Source organism: Arthrobacter sp. Y3221157 (assembly GCF_059089865.1).
Window position 1 is genome coordinate 123,297 of record NZ_JBNHFD010000002.1, and the last position, 17,640, is coordinate 140,936.

General features: G+C 64.0%; 16 protein-coding genes. 9 read left to right on the forward strand and 7 right to left on the reverse strand.

What is annotated here, in order from left to right; all coding sequences use genetic code 11:
* Positions 1-58 precede the first annotated feature (58 nt).
* Genes AC5RTT_RS01525 through AC5RTT_RS01545 form a run of 5 tightly spaced genes read right to left on the reverse strand, consistent with a single transcriptional unit; the run spans position 59 to position 5,721 of the window.
* A complete protein-coding gene (locus tag AC5RTT_RS01525; RefSeq protein ID WP_494143720.1) occupies positions 59-1,042 on the reverse strand; it encodes a D-2-hydroxyacid dehydrogenase in 984 nt (327 codons plus the stop codon).
* Entirely contained in the window at positions 1,039-2,160 is a 1,122-nt protein-coding gene (locus AC5RTT_RS01530) for a tartrate dehydrogenase (RefSeq protein ID WP_494143721.1), read from the reverse strand. Before AC5RTT_RS01530 ends, AC5RTT_RS01525 begins: the two co-directional genes overlap by 4 nt.
* On the reverse strand, positions 2,157-3,707 hold the full coding sequence (locus tag AC5RTT_RS01535) for an aldehyde dehydrogenase family protein (RefSeq protein WP_494143722.1): 1,551 nt from the start codon (positions 3,705-3,707) through the stop codon (positions 2,157-2,159). The genes AC5RTT_RS01530 and AC5RTT_RS01535 overlap by 4 nt, the downstream gene beginning before the upstream one ends.
* 35 nt (positions 3,708-3,742) lie before the next feature.
* Positions 3,743-5,020, reverse strand: coding sequence for an NAD(P)/FAD-dependent oxidoreductase (locus AC5RTT_RS01540; RefSeq protein ID WP_494143723.1), 1,278 nt, complete (start codon positions 5,018-5,020; stop codon positions 3,743-3,745).
* Positions 5,021-5,046: 26 nt separating this feature from the next.
* Positions 5,047-5,721, reverse strand: coding sequence for a haloacid dehalogenase type II (locus AC5RTT_RS01545; protein ID WP_494143724.1), 675 nt, complete (start codon positions 5,719-5,721; stop codon positions 5,047-5,049).
* A gap of 408 nt (positions 5,722-6,129) precedes the next feature.
* Between AC5RTT_RS01545 and AC5RTT_RS01550 the strand changes: the two genes are divergently transcribed.
* The 9 genes from AC5RTT_RS01550 (at position 6,130) to AC5RTT_RS01590 (ending at position 16,119) form a co-directional block, all read left to right on the forward strand.
* Positions 6,130-7,059 (forward strand): ABC transporter substrate-binding protein, encoded by a 930-nt coding sequence (locus AC5RTT_RS01550; protein ID WP_494143725.1) that lies wholly within the window; start codon positions 6,130-6,132, stop codon positions 7,057-7,059.
* Between the two features lie 49 nt (positions 7,060-7,108).
* A complete protein-coding gene (locus AC5RTT_RS01555) occupies positions 7,109-8,005 on the forward strand; it encodes an amino acid ABC transporter permease (RefSeq protein WP_494143726.1) in 897 nt (298 codons plus the stop codon).
* Positions 8,002-8,769, forward strand: a complete 768-nt coding sequence (locus tag AC5RTT_RS01560) for an amino acid ABC transporter ATP-binding protein (protein ID WP_494143727.1) — start codon at positions 8,002-8,004, stop codon at positions 8,767-8,769. Before AC5RTT_RS01555 ends, AC5RTT_RS01560 begins: the two co-directional genes overlap by 4 nt.
* Positions 8,770-8,772: 3 nt before the next feature.
* Positions 8,773-9,906, forward strand: coding sequence for an N-methyl-L-tryptophan oxidase (gene solA / locus AC5RTT_RS01565; RefSeq protein ID WP_494143728.1), 1,134 nt, complete (start codon positions 8,773-8,775; stop codon positions 9,904-9,906).
* Positions 9,907-9,983: 77 nt separating this feature from the next.
* Positions 9,984-11,237, forward strand: coding sequence for an aspartate aminotransferase family protein (locus tag AC5RTT_RS01570; protein ID WP_494053284.1), 1,254 nt, complete (start codon positions 9,984-9,986; stop codon positions 11,235-11,237).
* 26 nt (positions 11,238-11,263) lie between these two features.
* Positions 11,264-12,718: an NAD-dependent succinate-semialdehyde dehydrogenase gene (locus tag AC5RTT_RS01575; RefSeq protein ID WP_494143729.1), complete on the forward strand. Its 1,455-nt coding sequence runs from the start codon at positions 11,264-11,266 to the stop codon at positions 12,716-12,718.
* A 41-nt stretch (positions 12,719-12,759) separates the two neighbouring features.
* Positions 12,760-13,452 carry a GntR family transcriptional regulator gene (locus AC5RTT_RS01580; protein ID WP_494009613.1) on the forward strand — a complete coding sequence of 231 codons (693 nt, stop codon included), beginning with the start codon at positions 12,760-12,762 and terminating at the stop codon, positions 13,450-13,452.
* A gap of 136 nt (positions 13,453-13,588) precedes the next feature.
* Positions 13,589-13,897: a hypothetical protein gene (locus tag AC5RTT_RS01585; protein WP_494143730.1), complete on the forward strand. Its 309-nt coding sequence runs from the start codon at positions 13,589-13,591 to the stop codon at positions 13,895-13,897.
* Positions 13,898-13,965: 68 nt separating this feature from the next.
* A complete protein-coding gene (locus AC5RTT_RS01590) occupies positions 13,966-16,119 on the forward strand; it encodes an amylo-alpha-1,6-glucosidase (RefSeq protein ID WP_494143731.1) in 2,154 nt (717 codons plus the stop codon).
* A gap of 760 nt (positions 16,120-16,879) precedes the next feature.
* Here the strand turns inward: AC5RTT_RS01590 and AC5RTT_RS01595 are convergent.
* The gene (locus AC5RTT_RS01595) at positions 16,880-17,080 is read right to left on the reverse strand and encodes a hypothetical protein (protein WP_494143732.1); all 201 of its coding nucleotides are present in this window, start codon (positions 17,078-17,080) and stop codon (positions 16,880-16,882) included.
* 74 nt (positions 17,081-17,154) lie between these two features.
* Positions 17,155-17,574, reverse strand: a complete 420-nt coding sequence (locus AC5RTT_RS01600; protein ID WP_494143733.1) for a YkvA family protein — start codon at positions 17,572-17,574, stop codon at positions 17,155-17,157.
* Positions 17,575-17,640 lie beyond the last annotated feature (66 nt).

Consider the following 17,640-nt stretch of genomic DNA (forward strand, 5'->3'; position numbering starts at 1 on the left):
AAGCGGGACGGCCGGCTGGTGAAAACCAGCCGCCGTCCCGCTTTTTTTGCAACTTCTGTCAGGAAGCCGCGACGAAGCCCAGGTTCTTGTCCACGACGTTCTGGAGCGGTTCGCCCAGGCAGTACCGCCGAAGGTTCTCCACGAACAGCGCCCCCAGGTCATCGAGGTAGTCCTCCGTGTCGCCGCTCATGTGGGGCGTGATGATCACGTTCTCCATGGCCCAGAGCGGGTGCCCCTCGGGCAGGGGTTCGGGATGGACAACATCCAGTGCGGCTCCGGCAATTGATCCTGCCGAGAGGGCGTCCACCAGCGCGTCCGTCTCCACCAGTTCGCCCCGGCCCACATTGATCAGGTGGGCGGTGGGCTTCATGGCCGCCAAGACTTCCGCGCCGACGAGCCCCCTGGTCTGCTGGGTCAGCGGTGCGGCAAGGACGACGTAGTCGAAACCGGGGACAATCCGGGCCAGCTCGCGGGACGAATGGATCTCGTCGAAATCGGCGTCGCCCGGCCGGCTGCTGCGGCCCGCACCGCTGACCTGCATGCCGACGGCGCGGAACAGCGAAGCAATTTCGCGCCCGATGGAGCCCGTACCCACCACCAGGGCACGCTGCCCCTGGATCTTCCGGCTGGTCCGGTGCTCCCACCGCTGCTCCCGCTGCCGCCTGAAGGAGCCCTGCGCATCCTTGGCCAGGTCCAGCACAAAGCCGAGCGCAAACTCGGCGATCGCCCGGCTCAGCACGCCGCGCGAGTTCGTGTACTGGATCTTGCTGCGCACCAGTTCGTCGAACATCAGCTGGCTCACCCCTGCGGCGGACACATGGACCCACCGCAGCGTTGACGCGGCACCCCAGTTCTCACGCAGCGCCGGGGAGAACGAATGCCACTGGTACAGCACATCGGCGCCATCCATCGCCCCGGCCAGTGCGTCGGCCTTGGCCAGGCGGACCTCGGCCAGCGCCTCGATCTCAGCAAGCCGCGGCGGCAGGGCCTCCCGGTACAGGACTGCGACAACGGGCTTTGCGCCCCCGCCCGCCATGGTCATGAGGACGACGCCGGTGCTGCCGCCGGCCCGCCGGGTACCCGCGCATCGATCGCGTCCAGCGCGTGGTAGACGTCGATGGCGGCCAGGACCGCGGCCGTGAACTCTGACGTCGAGGACGGGCCTCCCACGTCGCGGGTACCAAGGCCCTCCCGGAGCACCGACTCGAAGGCGAGCTGCAGGTGCTCGGCAGCCTCCGGGTGGCCGAGATGCCGGAGCATCATCGCACCGGACCAGATCTGGCCTACCGGGTTGGCCAGCCCCTTGCCCGCGATGTCCGGCGCCGAGCCGTGGACCGGCTCGAAGAGGGACGGGAAGTCGCCATCCGGATTCAGGTTGGCGCTAGGGGCCAGGCCGATGGACCCGGTAACCGAACTTCCCAAGTCAGAGAGGATGTCGCCCAGCAGGTTTGAGGCCACGATGACATCCAGCGTCCAGGGCTTCAGCACCAGGTGGGCGGCCAGCGCATCCACCAGCTCGCTAACCAGGGTCACGTCCGGGTACAGCCGGGCCGTTTCCTCCACCACTTCATCCCAGAACGGCATGGTGTGGATGATGCCGTTGCTCTTGGTTGCCGAGGTCAGCAGGCCGCGGCGGGACGAGGCGAGCCTGGCCGCGAAATGGGCTGCCCGTGACACACCCTGGCGGGTGAAAATCGTTTCCTGCACAGCGGTCTCGTGCGGCTGCCCGCGGTAGGCGCGGCCGCCCACCTCGGAATACTCGCCCTCGTTGTTTTCCCGGACGATGAGGATGTCGATCTGTTCCTTGGACGCAAGCGGCGACCGCACGCCGTCGAGCGTTTTGACCGGGCGGAGGTTGATGTACTGCTGGAACTCCCGGCGGATGGGAATCAGCAGGCCCCACAGCGACTCCGTGTCCGGAACCTCGGGGGAACCCACGGCGCCCAGGAAAATCGCGTCGTGCCGGGCCAGCTGTTCCAGTCCGTCCACCGGCATCATCCGGCCGTGCCGGAGGTAGTAGTCGGACCCCCAGTCGAAGTACGTGAACTTCAGGTCCAGGGAATGCAGCTCCGCGATCCGTTCCAGGCACTCAATCGCGGCCGGTACAACCTCCTTGCCGATGCCGTCGCCGGCGATCACCGCAATGCTGTGTGCTGTCATGAAGAGACGCTCCGTTCAGGGGTGGCCACCGGGTGCTGCCGCTGCAGGGGCGCCCCGGCAAGGTTGACGATGGTGTTCTTGGGCTCGGTCATTTCCCGCACAGCGTGCCGGACGCCCTCCCGGCCCACACCGGATTTCTTGAAGCCGCCGAACGGCATGGAATCGATCCGCACGTCACTCGTTTCATTGATGACCACCGAACCCACGTGCAGTTTTTCGGCTATCTGGAGCGCAAGATCGATGGACCGGGTGAAGACGCCGGCCTGCAGCCCGTACTCGGTGGCGTTCGCGGCGAAAACCGCATCCTGCACTTCAATGAACGGCAGGATGGATACCACCGGGCCGAAGACTTCGTCCCGGATCACCCGGCATGCGGAAGGCACGTCGGCCAGCACTGTGGGTTCGTAGTAGGTCCCGCGCCGCTGCCCGCCTGCATGAACAGCGGCGCCGGACGTTTTGGCTTCCTCCACCCATTCCTCAACCCGCCGGGCCTCAGCCTCCGAAATCAGGGGACCCACGTCAGTGCCGCGGTCCAGCTTGGGACCGGTCTTCAGTTCCCTGGTGCGCGCGGTGACGAGCTCCAGCACGGTATCGAACAGCGACGTGTGCACGTACACCCGCTGCACCGACAGGCAGTTCTGGCCCGCCACCCCGAAGGCACCGGCCACAATCGCCTCGGCCGCAGCCTGGGCGTCCGCGTCCGCGCACACAATCGTGGCGTTGTTTCCGCCCAGCTCGGAAAGGATCTTCTTCCCGCCCGCTGCCGCGGCGATCCGCTCCGCCGTCACCGGACCGCCCGTGAATGAAATCAGGTCCACGCGGGGATCAGTCACCAGCGCCTCGGAGACGCCAGGACCGGACACGATCGCCGCGATCCGGCCGGACGGGACGCCCGCCTCCAGCAGCAGCTTCACAAGGGCAAGCCCAGTCAGTGGTGTCCGGTGTGAGGGTTTGAGTACGACGCCGTTGCCTCCGATGAGCGCCGGGCCCAGTTTGTGTGCCACCAGGTTCAGCGGGTCATTGAAGGGCGTGATTGCCGCAACGATGCCCACCGGTTTCCGGCTGTACCAGCCGATCTTGCCCGCACCGGCCAAGCTGTCCTCAAAGCCCAGGGTCTCCCCTGCCAGTTCCACGGAGGCGGCGGCGGAAAGCCGCAAGGTTTCGGCGGCGCGACGCACCTCGCGCTCGGCCTCGGTGATGGTCTTGCTGCTCTCCGCCGCGATGATGTTTGCGAACCGCTCCGCCTGCTCCCCAAGGAGCAGCACCGCCTTCTCCAGAGCCTCCCGCCGGGCCCGCAACGGCCAGTCCGCCACCTGGAGATGGCGGTAAATATGGCCGATGGCGTGCTCCACGTCGTTCGACGTGGAGCTGCACACCCGCCCCAGCAGCACACCGTCCTCGGGATCCCGGACCTCCAGCGTCATTTCGGCGCTTTGCCACTTTCCTTCGAAGAAGGCACCACCCGGAAGGCTGGCGAACTGTGCGCGTTTGAAGGCAGTTTCCTCGGTGTTTTTTGGGCGCGCTTCAGCGACCGGTGTTGATGACATGGGGACCCTTATGTTTGCTGGCTGGTGAAGTTGGTCTATTTGACCCGGTCGATGACCTTGGCTGCAGCCCCGATGAAGGGCAGGAACCAGGGCGGACCGAAGTGGCCCGGCACGGGCGGGTTCTTCAGGTCCTCCCAGACGTTGGCTGACTTGTCGCCGGCCATGTAGTGGGCCATCCGCTTGCCCATGTGCGCCGCCATCTGGACGCCGTGGCCGCTGTAGCAAAGCGAGTAGTAGAGGCCGTCGTGGACGCCGGCGTGGACCATCTGGTCCATGGACAGGTCCACCAGGCCGCCCCAGATGTAGTCCACCTTGGCGTTGGAGAGGTACGGGAAGAGTTCGAGCATGGCCTTGCGCAGGATTTCGGCGCTCTTGACGTCCGAGTCCGGGCTGGACAGCGCGAAGCGGGCGCGGCCTCCGAAGAGCAGCCGGTTGTCCGGGGTGATCCGGAAGTAGTAGGTGAGCATCTTGCTGTCCGAAGCCTGGCGGCGGTTGGGCAGGATGCGGTTGACCACGTCTTCGGGCAGCGGCTCGGTGCAGATGATGAAGCTGCCGACGGGGATGACCCGGCGCTGCAGCCACGGGGTGACGCCGCCGGTGTAGCCGCTGGTGGCGACCAGGACCTGCTTGGCCCGGGTGATGCCACGCGTGGTGTGCACATCGTGTACGGTGCCAGAGACCTTCTTCAGCTCGGTGACCGCTGCGTTCTCGCAGATGTCTGCGCCGGCTTCAACGGCCACCTTCGCCAGTCCGTGGACGAACTTGCCCACGTGCAGGCCAGCACCCAGCGGGTCCATCATTGCGCCCTGGTAGAAGTCCGTGCCGATTTCACTGTGGATTTCGGACTTGGGGATAACCGTGACGTGGTGATCGACCAGCTTGGCCAGCAGTTCCTGCGACTTCCGGAAGCCATCGTTGTGCGACTCGTGGAAGGCCAGCGAGAGCTTGCCGAAGCGGTTGAAGTCGCAGTCGATGGCGTGGTCGTGGACGAGCTTCTCGATGCTGTCGATGGCGTCGTTGTACTCGCGGAAGTACTCCACCGCACGCGTCTCGCCGTAGCGTTTGACCGCGGTGCTGAAGCCGATGGCCAAACCGGTGGTCGCCATTCCTCCGTTACGGCCGGATGCGCCCCAACCCACGGTGTGGCGTTCGAAAACGGCAACGCTGGCGCCTTGTTTGGCGAATTCCAGGGCCGCGGAGAGCCCGGTAAAGCCGGCGCCGATGATCGCGACATCGACGTTCTCCGGGACCGGGGTGCGCCGGTAGTCGGCTGACGGTTCGGCAGTGTCCAGCCAGTAGGGAATGAGTTTCATGGTTTGGCCTTTCGCCTCGACGTCGGTTAGAGACCGAGGTGCTTGTTGATTTCGTCCAGGGACTTGGCAACGTTGAGGTCGTAGCCCGGGCCGATGGGGTCGTAGCCACGGTCGAGCAGCCAGAGGTTGCGGAAGCCCATGTCGTGCATCGGATGCACGTCGTAGCGGGTGTGCGAGGAGATGTGCAGGAAGTCCTCCGGCTTGGCGTTGAGGGTATCGAGCATGTACTCGAAGGCCTGGTAACGCGGCTTGTAGGCCTGGGCCTGCTCGGCGGTCAGCACGGCGTGGAAGTCTGCGCCGAGCTTGGGGATGCTGATGTCCAGGAAGCTGTCGTCGGCATTGGACAGGGCCACCAGCTTGTAGTTGTCCCCCATGAGCTTCAGCGGGGCCGGCACGTCCTCGTGCGCAACCCAGCCGCGTACCGCCTCCGCGAACTCCGCGCCCGCACCCGGGGTCGGCCCAATACCCCAGTACTTGCACACGCGGTCAAAGGAATCCTGAAGGATCTGCTCGTAGGGCTTGTAGTCGCCAAGGACCTCGTCGAACCGGTACCCGCGGAAGTGCTTCTTGAAGGTCGGCCACTGTTCTTCAGAAATGCGTCCATCGAGCAGGCGACGGGTGGTGGGATCGATATCGAAGTTGATGAGCGTGCCGTAGATATCAAACGAGATGTACTTCGGCCGGAAGTTGGTCTCTGCCATGTTCTGTTCCGTTCTTGATCAGGAGGGGTATCCCTGGGGGCGGGGAAGTTATGTGACGTCCATACGGCGGGAAAAGCACTGGCGCAAGCCGGAAGATCTCCTGCCCGATACGTCGACTGTAGGTCGCAGAATTGTAAATTGTCAACAACTTTTCGCACCCGCAGACTCAACGCCGGAACTCACCCGGACTAGAAAAAGGTTGCTGTGAATTGTTGACAATCTACTCTTGAGAGGGTTGCATTGCAGTAGAGGCCGAAGAGACACGGATCACAAACACGGCCTGAACCGATACTGAAGACGCCGCTCCCCGCACTCCCTTTGCTCCCTTGCACAGGCGCCAATTTCAATTCCACATCCCCGTGGCGACATCGCAGTCCCCCGGCTCGAATCCCCAAAGGAAGATATCCCATGAAGACCATTAACAAACTGCAGACCGCGGCCGTAGGGCTCGCCGCTGTACTGGCCCTGAGCGCCTGTGGTGGTGCAGCCGGAGTGAGTTCCACAACCGAAGAGACGCAGTCGCTGACCAACAACACCAGGGATATCTCTGAGGGTGTCCAGTCTGATGCGGACGCGGTGGCTTTGTTGCCGCAGTCCTACAAGGACAAGGGTGAGCTTACGGTCGCGATGGACCTGCACTACCCGCCCACCACTTTCCTCGCCGAGGACAACCAGACTCCGATCGGCCTGAACCCGGATGTTGCCCGGCTTGTGGCGAAGAAGCTGGATTTGGACCTGAAGTTCGTGGACACGAAGTTCGACACGATCGTCCCGGGCCTGGACGGCGGCCGGTACGACTTCACCGCCACCACGATGTCCAAGACCGAGGAACGGCTGAAGGTCCTGGACATGATCGATTACTTCAAGGCCGGCAACTCGGTGGCCGTGGCGGCCGGGAACCCGCTGAACCTCACGATGGAGACCCTGTGCGGGAAGAACATCGCCGTGACCCAGGGCTCCACCGGCCAGCTTAAGCGCCTGCCCGCCTTGAGCGAGCAGACCTGCACGTCCAAGGGACAGCCGGAGATCAACGCGGTGACGCTGCCCAACGTCCAGGAGGCCCTGACCCAGCTGCACTCCAAGCGGATCGACGGCGTCCTTTATGACACCACGTCCCTGGGCTGGGCGCAGAAGCAGCAGCCGGACTCCTTCACCCTCCTGGGCCGGGTCAACGTCGGCTCGAACGATGTGACCGCGATTGGCGTGAAGAAGGGCTCACCGTTGACCCCGGCGCTGCAGAAGGCCATCCAGTCGGTTCTGGAAACCCCGGAGTACAAGGAGTCTCTGGAGACCTGGGGCTTGGAGTCCGGGGCCATCACCGACGCCAAGCTGAACTAGAGGGGTGGGCCCAATGGCTACAGCTATCAAAAAAGGAAGTGACGCAACGATGGGCAGCATTGATCCGGCCCTGAAGCCGCGGCTGCGGCTGCGGACCCGTTCGGAGTACGCCGGCTGGATTTTCAGCATCCTGGTCGGCATCGGGATCCTCTCCTCCGTCCTGACCAACCCCAACTTCAAGTGGCACGTGGTGGGGAAGTATTTCTTTGCCGAGTCGATCCTGCGCGGGCTGATGCTCACGATTTTCCTCACGGTCGCGTCGATGGCCCTGGGTACCTTGCTCGGGCTGGCCCTGGCGATCATGCGTTCCTCGCATGTGAAGCCGGTTTCCATCGCCGCCGGGCTTTACATCACGTTGTTCCGCGGCACCCCGGTGCTGGTCCAGCTGATCTTCTGGTTCAACATTTCGGCCCTGTACCCGGATTTGCGGATCGGGATCCCGTTTACCGATATCGGCACCGCCGTGGACACGAACGCGATCATGGGCCCGATCACCGCGGCGCTGGTCGGTTTGACCCTGAACGAGGCCGCGTACATGGCCGAGATCATCCGCGGCGGGTTCTCCTCGGTCGGCAAGGGCCAGATCGAAGCCGCGGACTCCCTCGGGATGAGCGCGGGGACCAGGATGCGCAAGGTCATCATTCCCCAGGCGATGCCCTCGATCATTCCCGCGACCGGTAACCAGGTGATCGGCATGTTCAAGGGAACCTCCCTGGTCAGTGTCCTGGGCGTGGCCGAGCTGCTCCAAAGCGCCCAGCTGATCTATGCCCGCACCTACGAGACCATTCCGCTGCTGATCGTGGCCAGCCTCTGGTACCTGGTGATGACCCTGCTGCTGAGCTACCCGCAGTCCAAGCTTGAACAGAAATACTCCCGCGCAACCTCCCGGCTTCCCCGCAAGGCCAAGCCGGTTGTGCTCACCGACCCGGAAGGTGCTGCCCGATGAGTAACGACGGCACGATTCTTGCCCAGAAAATCCGCAAGTCCTTCGGACCCAAGACAGTCCTCAAGGACATCAACCTTCAGATCGCCAGCGGTGAGATCTGCTGCATCATCGGCCCCTCCGGCTCCGGTAAGTCCACTATCCTGCGCTGCATCAACGGCCTGGAAACCGTGGACTCCGGTGTGCTCAAGGTCAACGGCGAGGACTTCGGCTACTACGAAACCGACACCGCGTACCACGCCCTGCCGCCCAAGAAGCTCGCCGAACAACGCACCCGGGTGGGCATGGTCTTCCAGCAGTTCAACCTCTTCCCGAACATGACCGCCCTGGAAAACGTCATGTCCGGGCCGGTCCTGGTCAAAGGCGCGGACAAAAAAGAATCCGCCAAACGCGCCCACGAACTGCTCGCCAGCGTCGGCCTGGCCGGGTTCGGGGACTACTACCCCGCCCAGCTCTCCGGCGGCCAGCAGCAGCGCGTCGCGATCGCCCGGTCCCTGGCCATGGACCCCGAGATCATGCTCTTTGACGAACCCACCTCGGCCCTGGACCCCGAAAAAGTCGGTGAAGTCCTCGCCGTGATGAAAGACCTCGCCAAGAAAGGCATGACCATGGTCGTGGTCACCCACGAAATGGGCTTCGCCCGCGAAGTCGCCGATTCCCTGATCTTCATGGACGACGGCTACGTCATCGAACGCGGCGACGCCCGGGAAGTCCTCACCAACCCCCAGGAAGCCCGCACCAAGGCCTTCCTGGACCAGGTGCTGTAAACCATGGACGGAAAACTCGCCGTCATCGGCCTGGGCAGCATCGGCTCCATGGCCCTCTGGCAGGCCTCCCGCCTCACCGACTCCGTGACCGGATTCGAAGCACACACTCCCGCCCACGGCCGCAGCGCCGTGGGCGGGGACACCCGCCTGTTCCGCATGATCTACCGCGGCACCCCGGACCTTTACCCCATCCTTCAACGCTCCCGCGATCTTTGGGCAGAACTGGAAGCAGAAACCGGCCAGGACATCCTCACCCGCTGCGGCGGCCTGTCCATCGGCACCAAAAACGGCCCCTACCTCACCGCCCTGCTCGAAACCACCCGTAGCAACCGCGCCGAGCATGTCATCCTCTCCCGCGAGGACATGGCCGAACGCTACCCCCAGCACAACCTGCGCCCCGACGACATCGCCGTCTACGACCCCCACGCCGGCGCCCTGCGCACCGACCGCGCCGTCACCGCCGCCATCCAAGCCGCCCAAGCCAACGGTGCGACCATCCACACCAACACCCCCATCGACAGCATCACCGAAACCAACGACGGCGTCACCATCACCTCCGCCGGGAAGACCTGGACCTTCGAAAACGTCATCATCGCCTCCGGCGGCTGGTCCCAACGCCTCATGCCCCACCACCTCAAAGCAGCAACGGTAACCAAGCGCGTCTTCCTGACCTGGTTCGTGGCCAGGGACGCTGCCCAGTTCACCCCCGATCGTTTCCCCATCTTCATCCGGATCCACGCGGACCGCTCCATGTACGGGGCACCCGCCGTGGACGGCGCCACCGTCAAAGCAACCCTGGACGGCCGCGGCAAACCCACACCAGACCCCAACGCAGTCCCCAGGGAACTCAACCAGGCCGAAATCGAAGAAACCACCGAAACCATCACCGAATTCCTCCCCGGCCTCTACCCCAACATCGTCCGCTCCGACGCCTTCCCGGACCTTTTCACCACCGACTCCCAGCCCTTACTGGGCTTCCTGGGCCAGTCAAGCAGGATCTACGCCGCCACCGGCTTCTCCGGCGCCGGGTTCAAAAACGCCACCGGCTACGGCGAAATAGCCGCTGGCGAGGCACTAGGCAAGGCATCGTACGGCGGCCTCGATTTTGTCCGTCCGCAACGGTTCGGTACCAACTAGCCGCCGCACGAAAACTTGCGATACCACCCGGTGTCGCCTATTGTTGACAATCTACAATCAGAAGAAAGTAAGAAGACATGGCAACCCTGAGCCCCATCCTGAAGCAGGCGACTCCTGTTGTCGTCGATCATGCCTCCGGCAGCTGGATCCACGCGACCGACGGCAAGAAGTATCTTGACTTCACCACCGGGATTGGTGTCACCAGCACCGGCCACTGCCACCCGGATGTTGTGGCCGCGGCACGCGAGCAGGTGGGCAAGATTGTCCACGCCCAGTACACCACCGTGATGCACCAGCCCCTGCTGCAACTCACGGAACTGCTGGGGGAGGTCCTGCCCCAGGGGCTGGACAGCGTCTTCTACGCAACTTCGGGATCAGAAGCCGTGGAGGCCTCTGTCAGGCTGGCCCGGATGGCCACCGGCCGGCCGAACATCATCTCCTTCCAGGGCGGATTCCACGGACGGACGGTCGCGGCAGCGTCCCTGACCACCGCCGGAACCAAGTTCCGGTCCGGTTTCTCCCCCCTCATGAGCGGCGTGCACGTCGCGCCCTTCCCGCACTGGTACCGGTACGGCTGGGACGAGGAAACCGCGGTCAGCTTCGCCCTCAAGGAACTGGACCACATCCTCCTGAGCATCAGCACACCCGCGGACACGGCCGGCTTCATCATCGAACCTGTCCTGGGTGACGGCGGCTACATTCCCACTCCCCCTGCCTTCCTGCAGGGCCTGCGCGAACGCGCCGACCGCCACGGCATCGTGCTCATCCTCGACGAGGTCCAGGCCGGCGTCGGACGCACCGGCAAATTCTGGGGACACGACTGGGCCGGCATCACCCCTGACATCGTCATCACTGCCAAGGGCCTGGCCAGTGGCTTCCCCATCTCAGCGATCGCCGCCTCAGCTGAACTGATGGGCAAGGCGTGGCCCGGCTCCCAGGGCGGAACCTACGGCGGCAACGCCGTCGCCGCTGCAGCCGGCGTCGCCACCCTCGGAGTCATCCGCCGGGAAAACCTGGTGGAAAACGCCCTGCAGCGAGGCGACGAACTGCGCGCCGGACTCGACAAGCTGCAGACCGAGTTCGCCGGCATCGGCAACGTCCGCGGACGGGGCCTGATGCAGGGCGTCGAATTCACCGCCGCGGACAACACCCCCGACGCCGCCACGGCGCTGGCCGTCCAACAGGCCGCCATCAAGGAAGAACTGCTCCTCCTCACCTGCGGCCCGCACGGCAACGTCGTCCGCATCATCCCGGCGCTCAACGTCACCAGCGACGAAATCCAGGCCGGCCTGACCAGGTTCACCCAGGCCCTCAAAACTGCCACCTCCTAATCCCCCTTGATCACTGAAAGATCACCATGAACTCCTCCTTTGATCCCAACAGCCTCCACACCGGGCTCTTTATTGACGGAACGTGGCAACAGGCCGCCGACGGCGCCACGTTCGCCGTGGAAAACCCTGCAACCAACGAAGTCATCGCCAACGTAGCCGACGGCGGGCCCGAGGACGCCGTGCGGGCCATCGAAGCCGCCGGCCGGGCCCAGGCGGCCTGGGGCAAGTCCACCCCGCGCCAGCGGGCCGACATCCTTCGCCGCGCCTATGAACTGGTCACCGCCAATACCGACCATCTCGCGGCGATCATGACTGCCGAGATGGGCAAGCCCCTGGCCGAAGCCAAGGGTGAGGTTGCCTACGGTGCTGAAATGCTCCGCTGGTTCTCCGAAGAAGCCGTGCGCATCGGCGGCGACAGCACGGTATCGGTGGACGGAACCACGCGCATCCAGATCACCAAGGAACCTGTGGGACCCTCGGTGCTGGTTACTCCCTGGAACTTCCCCCTTGCCATGGGCGCCCGCAAGATCGCCCCTGCCGTGGCCGCCGGCTGCACCATGGTGTTCAAGCCGGCAGAGCTCACACCGCTCACGTCGCTGGCACTGGTGGCCATCTTCAAAGAGGCAGGGCTTCCCGACGGCGTGCTCAACGTCGTCACCACGGCTTCGGCTTCCAGCGTGGTACGCACGTGGACAGACAGCGGCATCGCCCGCAAGATCAGCTTCACCGGTTCCACCGAGGTGGGCAAGGTCCTCCTCCGGCAGGCGGCCGACAACGTCATGCGGTCATCCATGGAACTGGGCGGCAACGCACCTTTCATCGTCCTGGCCGATGCCGACATCGAAAAGGCCGTTGACGGTGCCATGAAAGCCAAGATGCGCAACATGGGCGAAGCGTGCACCGCAGCCAACCGCTTCTTCGTCCACAGGTCCGTGGTGGAGGAGTTTGGCGAGAAGTTCTCCAAGAAGATGTCAGAATTGCAGGTGGGCAACGGCGCTGTGGCGGGCACCGACGTCGGGCCTCTGATCGAGCAGAAGGGGCTCGACAAGGTCGAAAGCCTCGTCGCTGATGCAACGGCCAAGGGTGCGCGAGTGCTGACCGGAGGAACCCGCCCGGAAGGTCCGGGGTACTTCTTCACTCCCACGGTCCTGATGGATGTTCCCAGGGATGCCGAACTCATGAGCACGGAGATTTTCGGGCCAGTGGCAGCCATATCGTCCTTTGACAGCGAAGACGAGGTCCTCAGCCTGGCCAACGACACGGAATGGGGACTGGTGGGCTACGTGTTTACCGAGAGCATGGAAAAAGCCATGCGCTTCTCGGCGGAACTGGAGGTTGGAATGGTCGGGATCAATACCGGCATCGTCTCCAACCCTGCCGCACCCTTCGGGGGCGTCAAGCAATCGGGCCTGGGACGCGAGGGCGGAAAAGTGGGAATCGACGAATTCCTGGAGTACAAGTACACAGCAATAGCGTTCTAACAAGAATTCAATCTGCCCAAGCATGAAATGAGGGGATGTCAATGGCGGCACCGGAGGCAACATTCGTACTGGAAGGTCGCCCCACGGCGCAACTGATCGCCGACCAGTTGCGGGAGCTGATCGTCCAGGGGGCTTTCAGGCCCGGGCAGCAGGTCAACGAATCTGCGCTGGCCAGCCAGCTCAATACCTCGCGCGGGCCGCTGCGGGAAGCGCTGCAGCGGCTCTGCCAGGAAGGCATCCTGGTCAGCAAGCGCAACCGCGGGGTTTTCGTCCTGGAGCTGACAGCGGATGACGTGAAGGAAATCTACGCCGTCCGCGAGGCTGTTGAGCTCGCTGCCGCCAACACCCTCCTCAACTCGGACCCCGAGCAGGTTGCTGCCACCTGCAGGGAACTCAAGGGCATCATCAAAAACATGGCCAAGCAGGTGAAGGCCTCAGACTGGCAGTCGCTGGCACGGCTGGACATGCAGTTCCACACCACGTTCGTGTCAGGCACCGGCAACACCCGCCTGATCCGGATTTATGAGACACTCGCGGCCGAATCCCGCATGTGTATCCTCGGGCTGGAAGTGGCTTACCCGCGCATTGACGTCCTGGTACAGGAACACCAGAAGATCCTTGACCACCTGGAAACAGGCGATCGCAACGGACTCCAGCATGCCATTGAACGCCACATGCAGAAGGCGGTAGAGGACCTTACGTCTGATCCTGAAGCAGCCGGGATCAGCGCCTAGAAGCAAGGACCCGCTGAACCACTGCATAAATAAGGGCCCAGTTCCAACGGAACTGGGCCCTTACTCAACCACACTTATTTCCATGACCGCCTGCTGCCACTGGCGCCAGCTGCCGGTCAGCAAGGAGCAATCACACATGAAAGACAACCGGGCCATTCCCGCCTTCGAAACCCGAGCTGCCCGCAGGCTCCGGGAAACCATGTGGTCATCCTTGGAGCCGGGCGACATGGTGACACTGGGCCGGCAGGGCTTTGACCATTACAGCGGGAGGGTGGACGAACGTACCGCCGACGGCCGGACAATCTGGGTGGTGGACCACATCGGGGACCGGCGGCTCTTCCACATCGACGACGACTACGACCTCTCCATGGGCATTAAGTCCGACGCCGGCGCGCGGCTCTGGCCTGCAACGTGCGGCAAGAGTAGCCTCAGGCATACCACGTAGAGGACGGCCAACCAGCCCCCAAACCCGGAGCGGTTGCCCGTCAGGCAGTTCCCCGAGGAGGCCGGGCAATGGCTGGATGGAACGCGGACACGGCGGCGGGACCACTTGGCGCCGGCACGGTCACACTGGTGGAAGGCACGTCCTTCTGCATCTCCCTGCCGAACGGAGACATCTACCCCGAACATCCGCACGGGCTCTTCTTCCAGGACACGCGCATCCTGTCCAGGTTGAACCTGACCGTCAACGGGCAGCCCCTCGAACCCCTGGCGGCCCAGACGAAGGAACCATACAGGGGAATCTTCGCCTGCAGGGTCGCCAGATCGGACGGCTACGCGGACAGCCCGCTCATTGTGGAACGCAGGCGGGAACTGGGGATCGGCATCGTGGAACACATCACCGTCCATAACCACTCCACAACGCCCGTGGAATGCGCAGTCTCACTCACCGTCAGCTCGGATTTCGCGGATGTCTTTGAAGTCAAGGAAGCCCGGACCCCACGGGAGTGGGAAGAATCCCGTGAGTTCGACGGGAAGACCCTGAGCATCAGCGGCCGCTGGAACGAAGTCCGGAAGTCCGTCGTCGTAAGTTCCGCTACCCCCTGGAACGCGGAGGGTGAGGAGCTGAACTGTGTCACCACCATCCCGCCGCGCGGCGAGTGGAACACGGTCCTGACAGTGGCGCCCGGCTCCGGGGCCGCCGCGGCACCCATAGTCCGCCCGGCCGAAGGCGAACTGTCGCGCAGCGACCGCCGCCGGCAGGAATGGGTGGCCAAGATCCCCAAACTGCATATGAGTAACCGATCCGTCGAAAGGACGCTCCGCCGCAGTTATGACGATCTTGGTGCCCTCCGCATTGAAGATCCAACCCACCCGGAGCGCATTGTGGTGGCGGCCGGAGCGCCGTGGTTCATGACGCTGTTTGGCCGGGATTCCCTGTGGGCCTCAGAGATGGCCATGCCTGTGGACCCGTCCCTGGCGCTGGGCACCCTGCAGACGCTGGCTGACCGGCAAGGCGCCGTGGTGGACCCCGTCAGCGAGGAGGAACCCGGGAAAATCCTGCACGAGGTGCGGCTCGACGTCTCCAGTTCCCTGGCACTGGGAGGGAAATCCATCTACTACGGCAGCATCGACGCAACGCCCTTGTTCGTGGTGCTCCTGGGGTCGGTAAGCCGCTGGGGGTTCGCCAGGGACACCATCGCAGCGCTGCTTCCGCACGCCGACCGCGCCCTGGAGTGGATACGGGACTACGGCGACAGGGACGGCGACGGCTTTGTGGAGTACCAGCGCCTCAATGACCAGGGACTTATCAACCAGGGCTGGAAGGATTCCTGGGACGGCATCAACTTTGCTGATGGAACACTCGCAGAGCCACCGATCGCCCTCTGCGAGGTCCAGGCATACGTCTATGACGCCTATATGGCCCGCTCCTGGATCGCCTACGACACTGGAGAGACAGCCTTGGCGGCTGAGCTCGCGGAGCGCGCTGCGGAGCTGAAGGTGCGGTTCAATGAAGAGTTCTGGATGCCGGACCGGGGATACTACGCCATCGCGCTGGACGGCAAGAAGCGGCAGGTAGATGCCTGCGCATCCAACATGGGACATTGCCTGTGGGTAGGCCTCGTCGATGAGGACAAGGCTCCGCTGGTTGCGGAACGGCTGATGTCCCCTGAAATGTTCAGCGGCTGGGGCGTCCGCACCCTGGCGACGGACATGGGCGCGTACAACCCCGCCAGCTACCATAATGGCTCGGTGTGGCCGCACGACAACGCCGTGATCGCGGCAGGCTTGATGCGCTATGGATTCGTTGAAGAGGCGCAGCGCATTTCCACCGCCCTGTTCGAAGCCGCCGAATACTCCGAGGGCCGCCTGCCTGAGTTGTTCTGCGGATTCAGCAGGGAGCAGTACGGCGAGCCCGTACCTTACCCGACGGCCTGCTCGCCCCAGGCCTGGGCCGCGACGTCACCCATCCAGCTGGTGACGAGCCTGATGAGATACGACGCCAACGTTGCCCGCGGGGGGTTCTGGATGGATCCCCACCTGCCGCCGTCCTACGGTGACTTGCATATCAGCAATGCACCCATGGCCGGAGAGCGGGTCACCATCGATATCGCCAACTCGGTACCTACCGTACGGGGACTTCCGAAGGGGATGGTGTTCCATCGGGGCCACCGGCCGTGGCTGACCGAACTCGTGGCCGAGGCCCGGCTGCCCAGGGAGCAGTAAGGACTTTCAGTTCCGCCTACTGGCTGGAAGCGAAAACAGCTGCAGGCCGAAGGCTCCGGCTCCCGGCAGCCTTCCCCAGCATCCACAGCACGGGCTCCCCGCATGAAGCGGGCATGAGTTCCCCCTTGGTAATGAAGCGTGCCGCTGCCGGATCACCGGCGGCTGACCACCACCCCGTTTTGGGGCAGTGATGGCCAGTCCGGCTCGTTTCATCAAGCTCGAAAGCAGGAGTGTCGATGCGCCGTTTTTTCATCGTGTTTCCTTGGGGCTGGGTCCGGTTGGAAGGACGGGTGAGCTGCTAACGTTCCCAAGCGTAGCAATTGTCAACAATCTACAACAGATCTACACGCTAGGATTTTTCGCGTTTTTGGAAGCGTTGCAATTCCCTGCCGCCGATTCGCAGGAGCGGAGCGGTGCCGGGTATCCGAGCCGATGGCACTGATGCAGATCAGAACAAGGGCGGTACCTCGTCACCGGGCATGCCGCGGGTCAGGGCTCGGGCCACCCTCCCCGCCAGGTTCGAACTGGGGACGCGTCCCGTCCCCTCTACCACTCCTACCTTGCCCAGAGCGACATCGCTTAATTGAGGTGAAGCCCCCGCGCGAGTCAGGCTCCAGCGCGGGGGCTCCCTGTGCTTCCTAGTTGGGGGAATAACATGGAAACAAGAAGAATTTACCGGCCGGTAGGTATTGGAAATTTCCAAAACAGGCCGGTTTGGGGAATCTTGAGGAAACCTTGAGCGGCACCGCCCGCCGGGCGGTTAGCTGCCCGGTTCCTCTGTGGAGTCCGGGTCCTCCTCGGGCTCGAAGGTGTTGGGTTCGGCGTCCACGCTTATGCCGATGCCGTCGCCGCCCTGTGGGATCCCGCCGTCGTTCTTGTGCGGTGCCGCATTGCCCGCGGCGCCTTCCACGCCGTCCTGCGTTTCGTCGTCGGGCAGGGAATCGGGTGAGTTGATTGTCATCGCTCCTCCTTCATTGGCCGGGCCTCCACGCTAACAGCCCACAGCCGGAAAGGCGCCGGTAGGGACAACAAAATTTATCGCGTCCGCCGGCCGGGCCTCGCCGCCCGCAGGATGACGTCCAGCCCTGCGGGGCTGCCAGGCCAGTGCTTCAGGACCGCTGCTTCGCCGGCCCGCTTGATGACCGAGCGCAGAACCAGGGCCACGATCACGGCGTCGTCCGCGTAGCCGATCACGGGGATGAAGTCCGGGACCAGGTCGATGGGCGACAGGAGATAGGCCAGCAACAGCACCAGCCGGACGCGGACGCCGACGGCGACAGTACGGTCCGCCGCGAGCCTGCGGATGAGCCGCAACAGGTCCGGCAGCAGCCTCAGGGCATCCTTCATGGAGACGGTTTCGGGATGGCGGCGGGCGTACACCCACAGGAGGAACAACAAAACGGCGTATGCCAGCAGGATGCCTGCCACTATTCCGGCAATTGTCTCCCAGGGCACTTTCGCCTCCTCCTGGCCGGGGCTATAACCTCCGGCGCCTGAACGAGACTACGCTAAGGCAGGTGA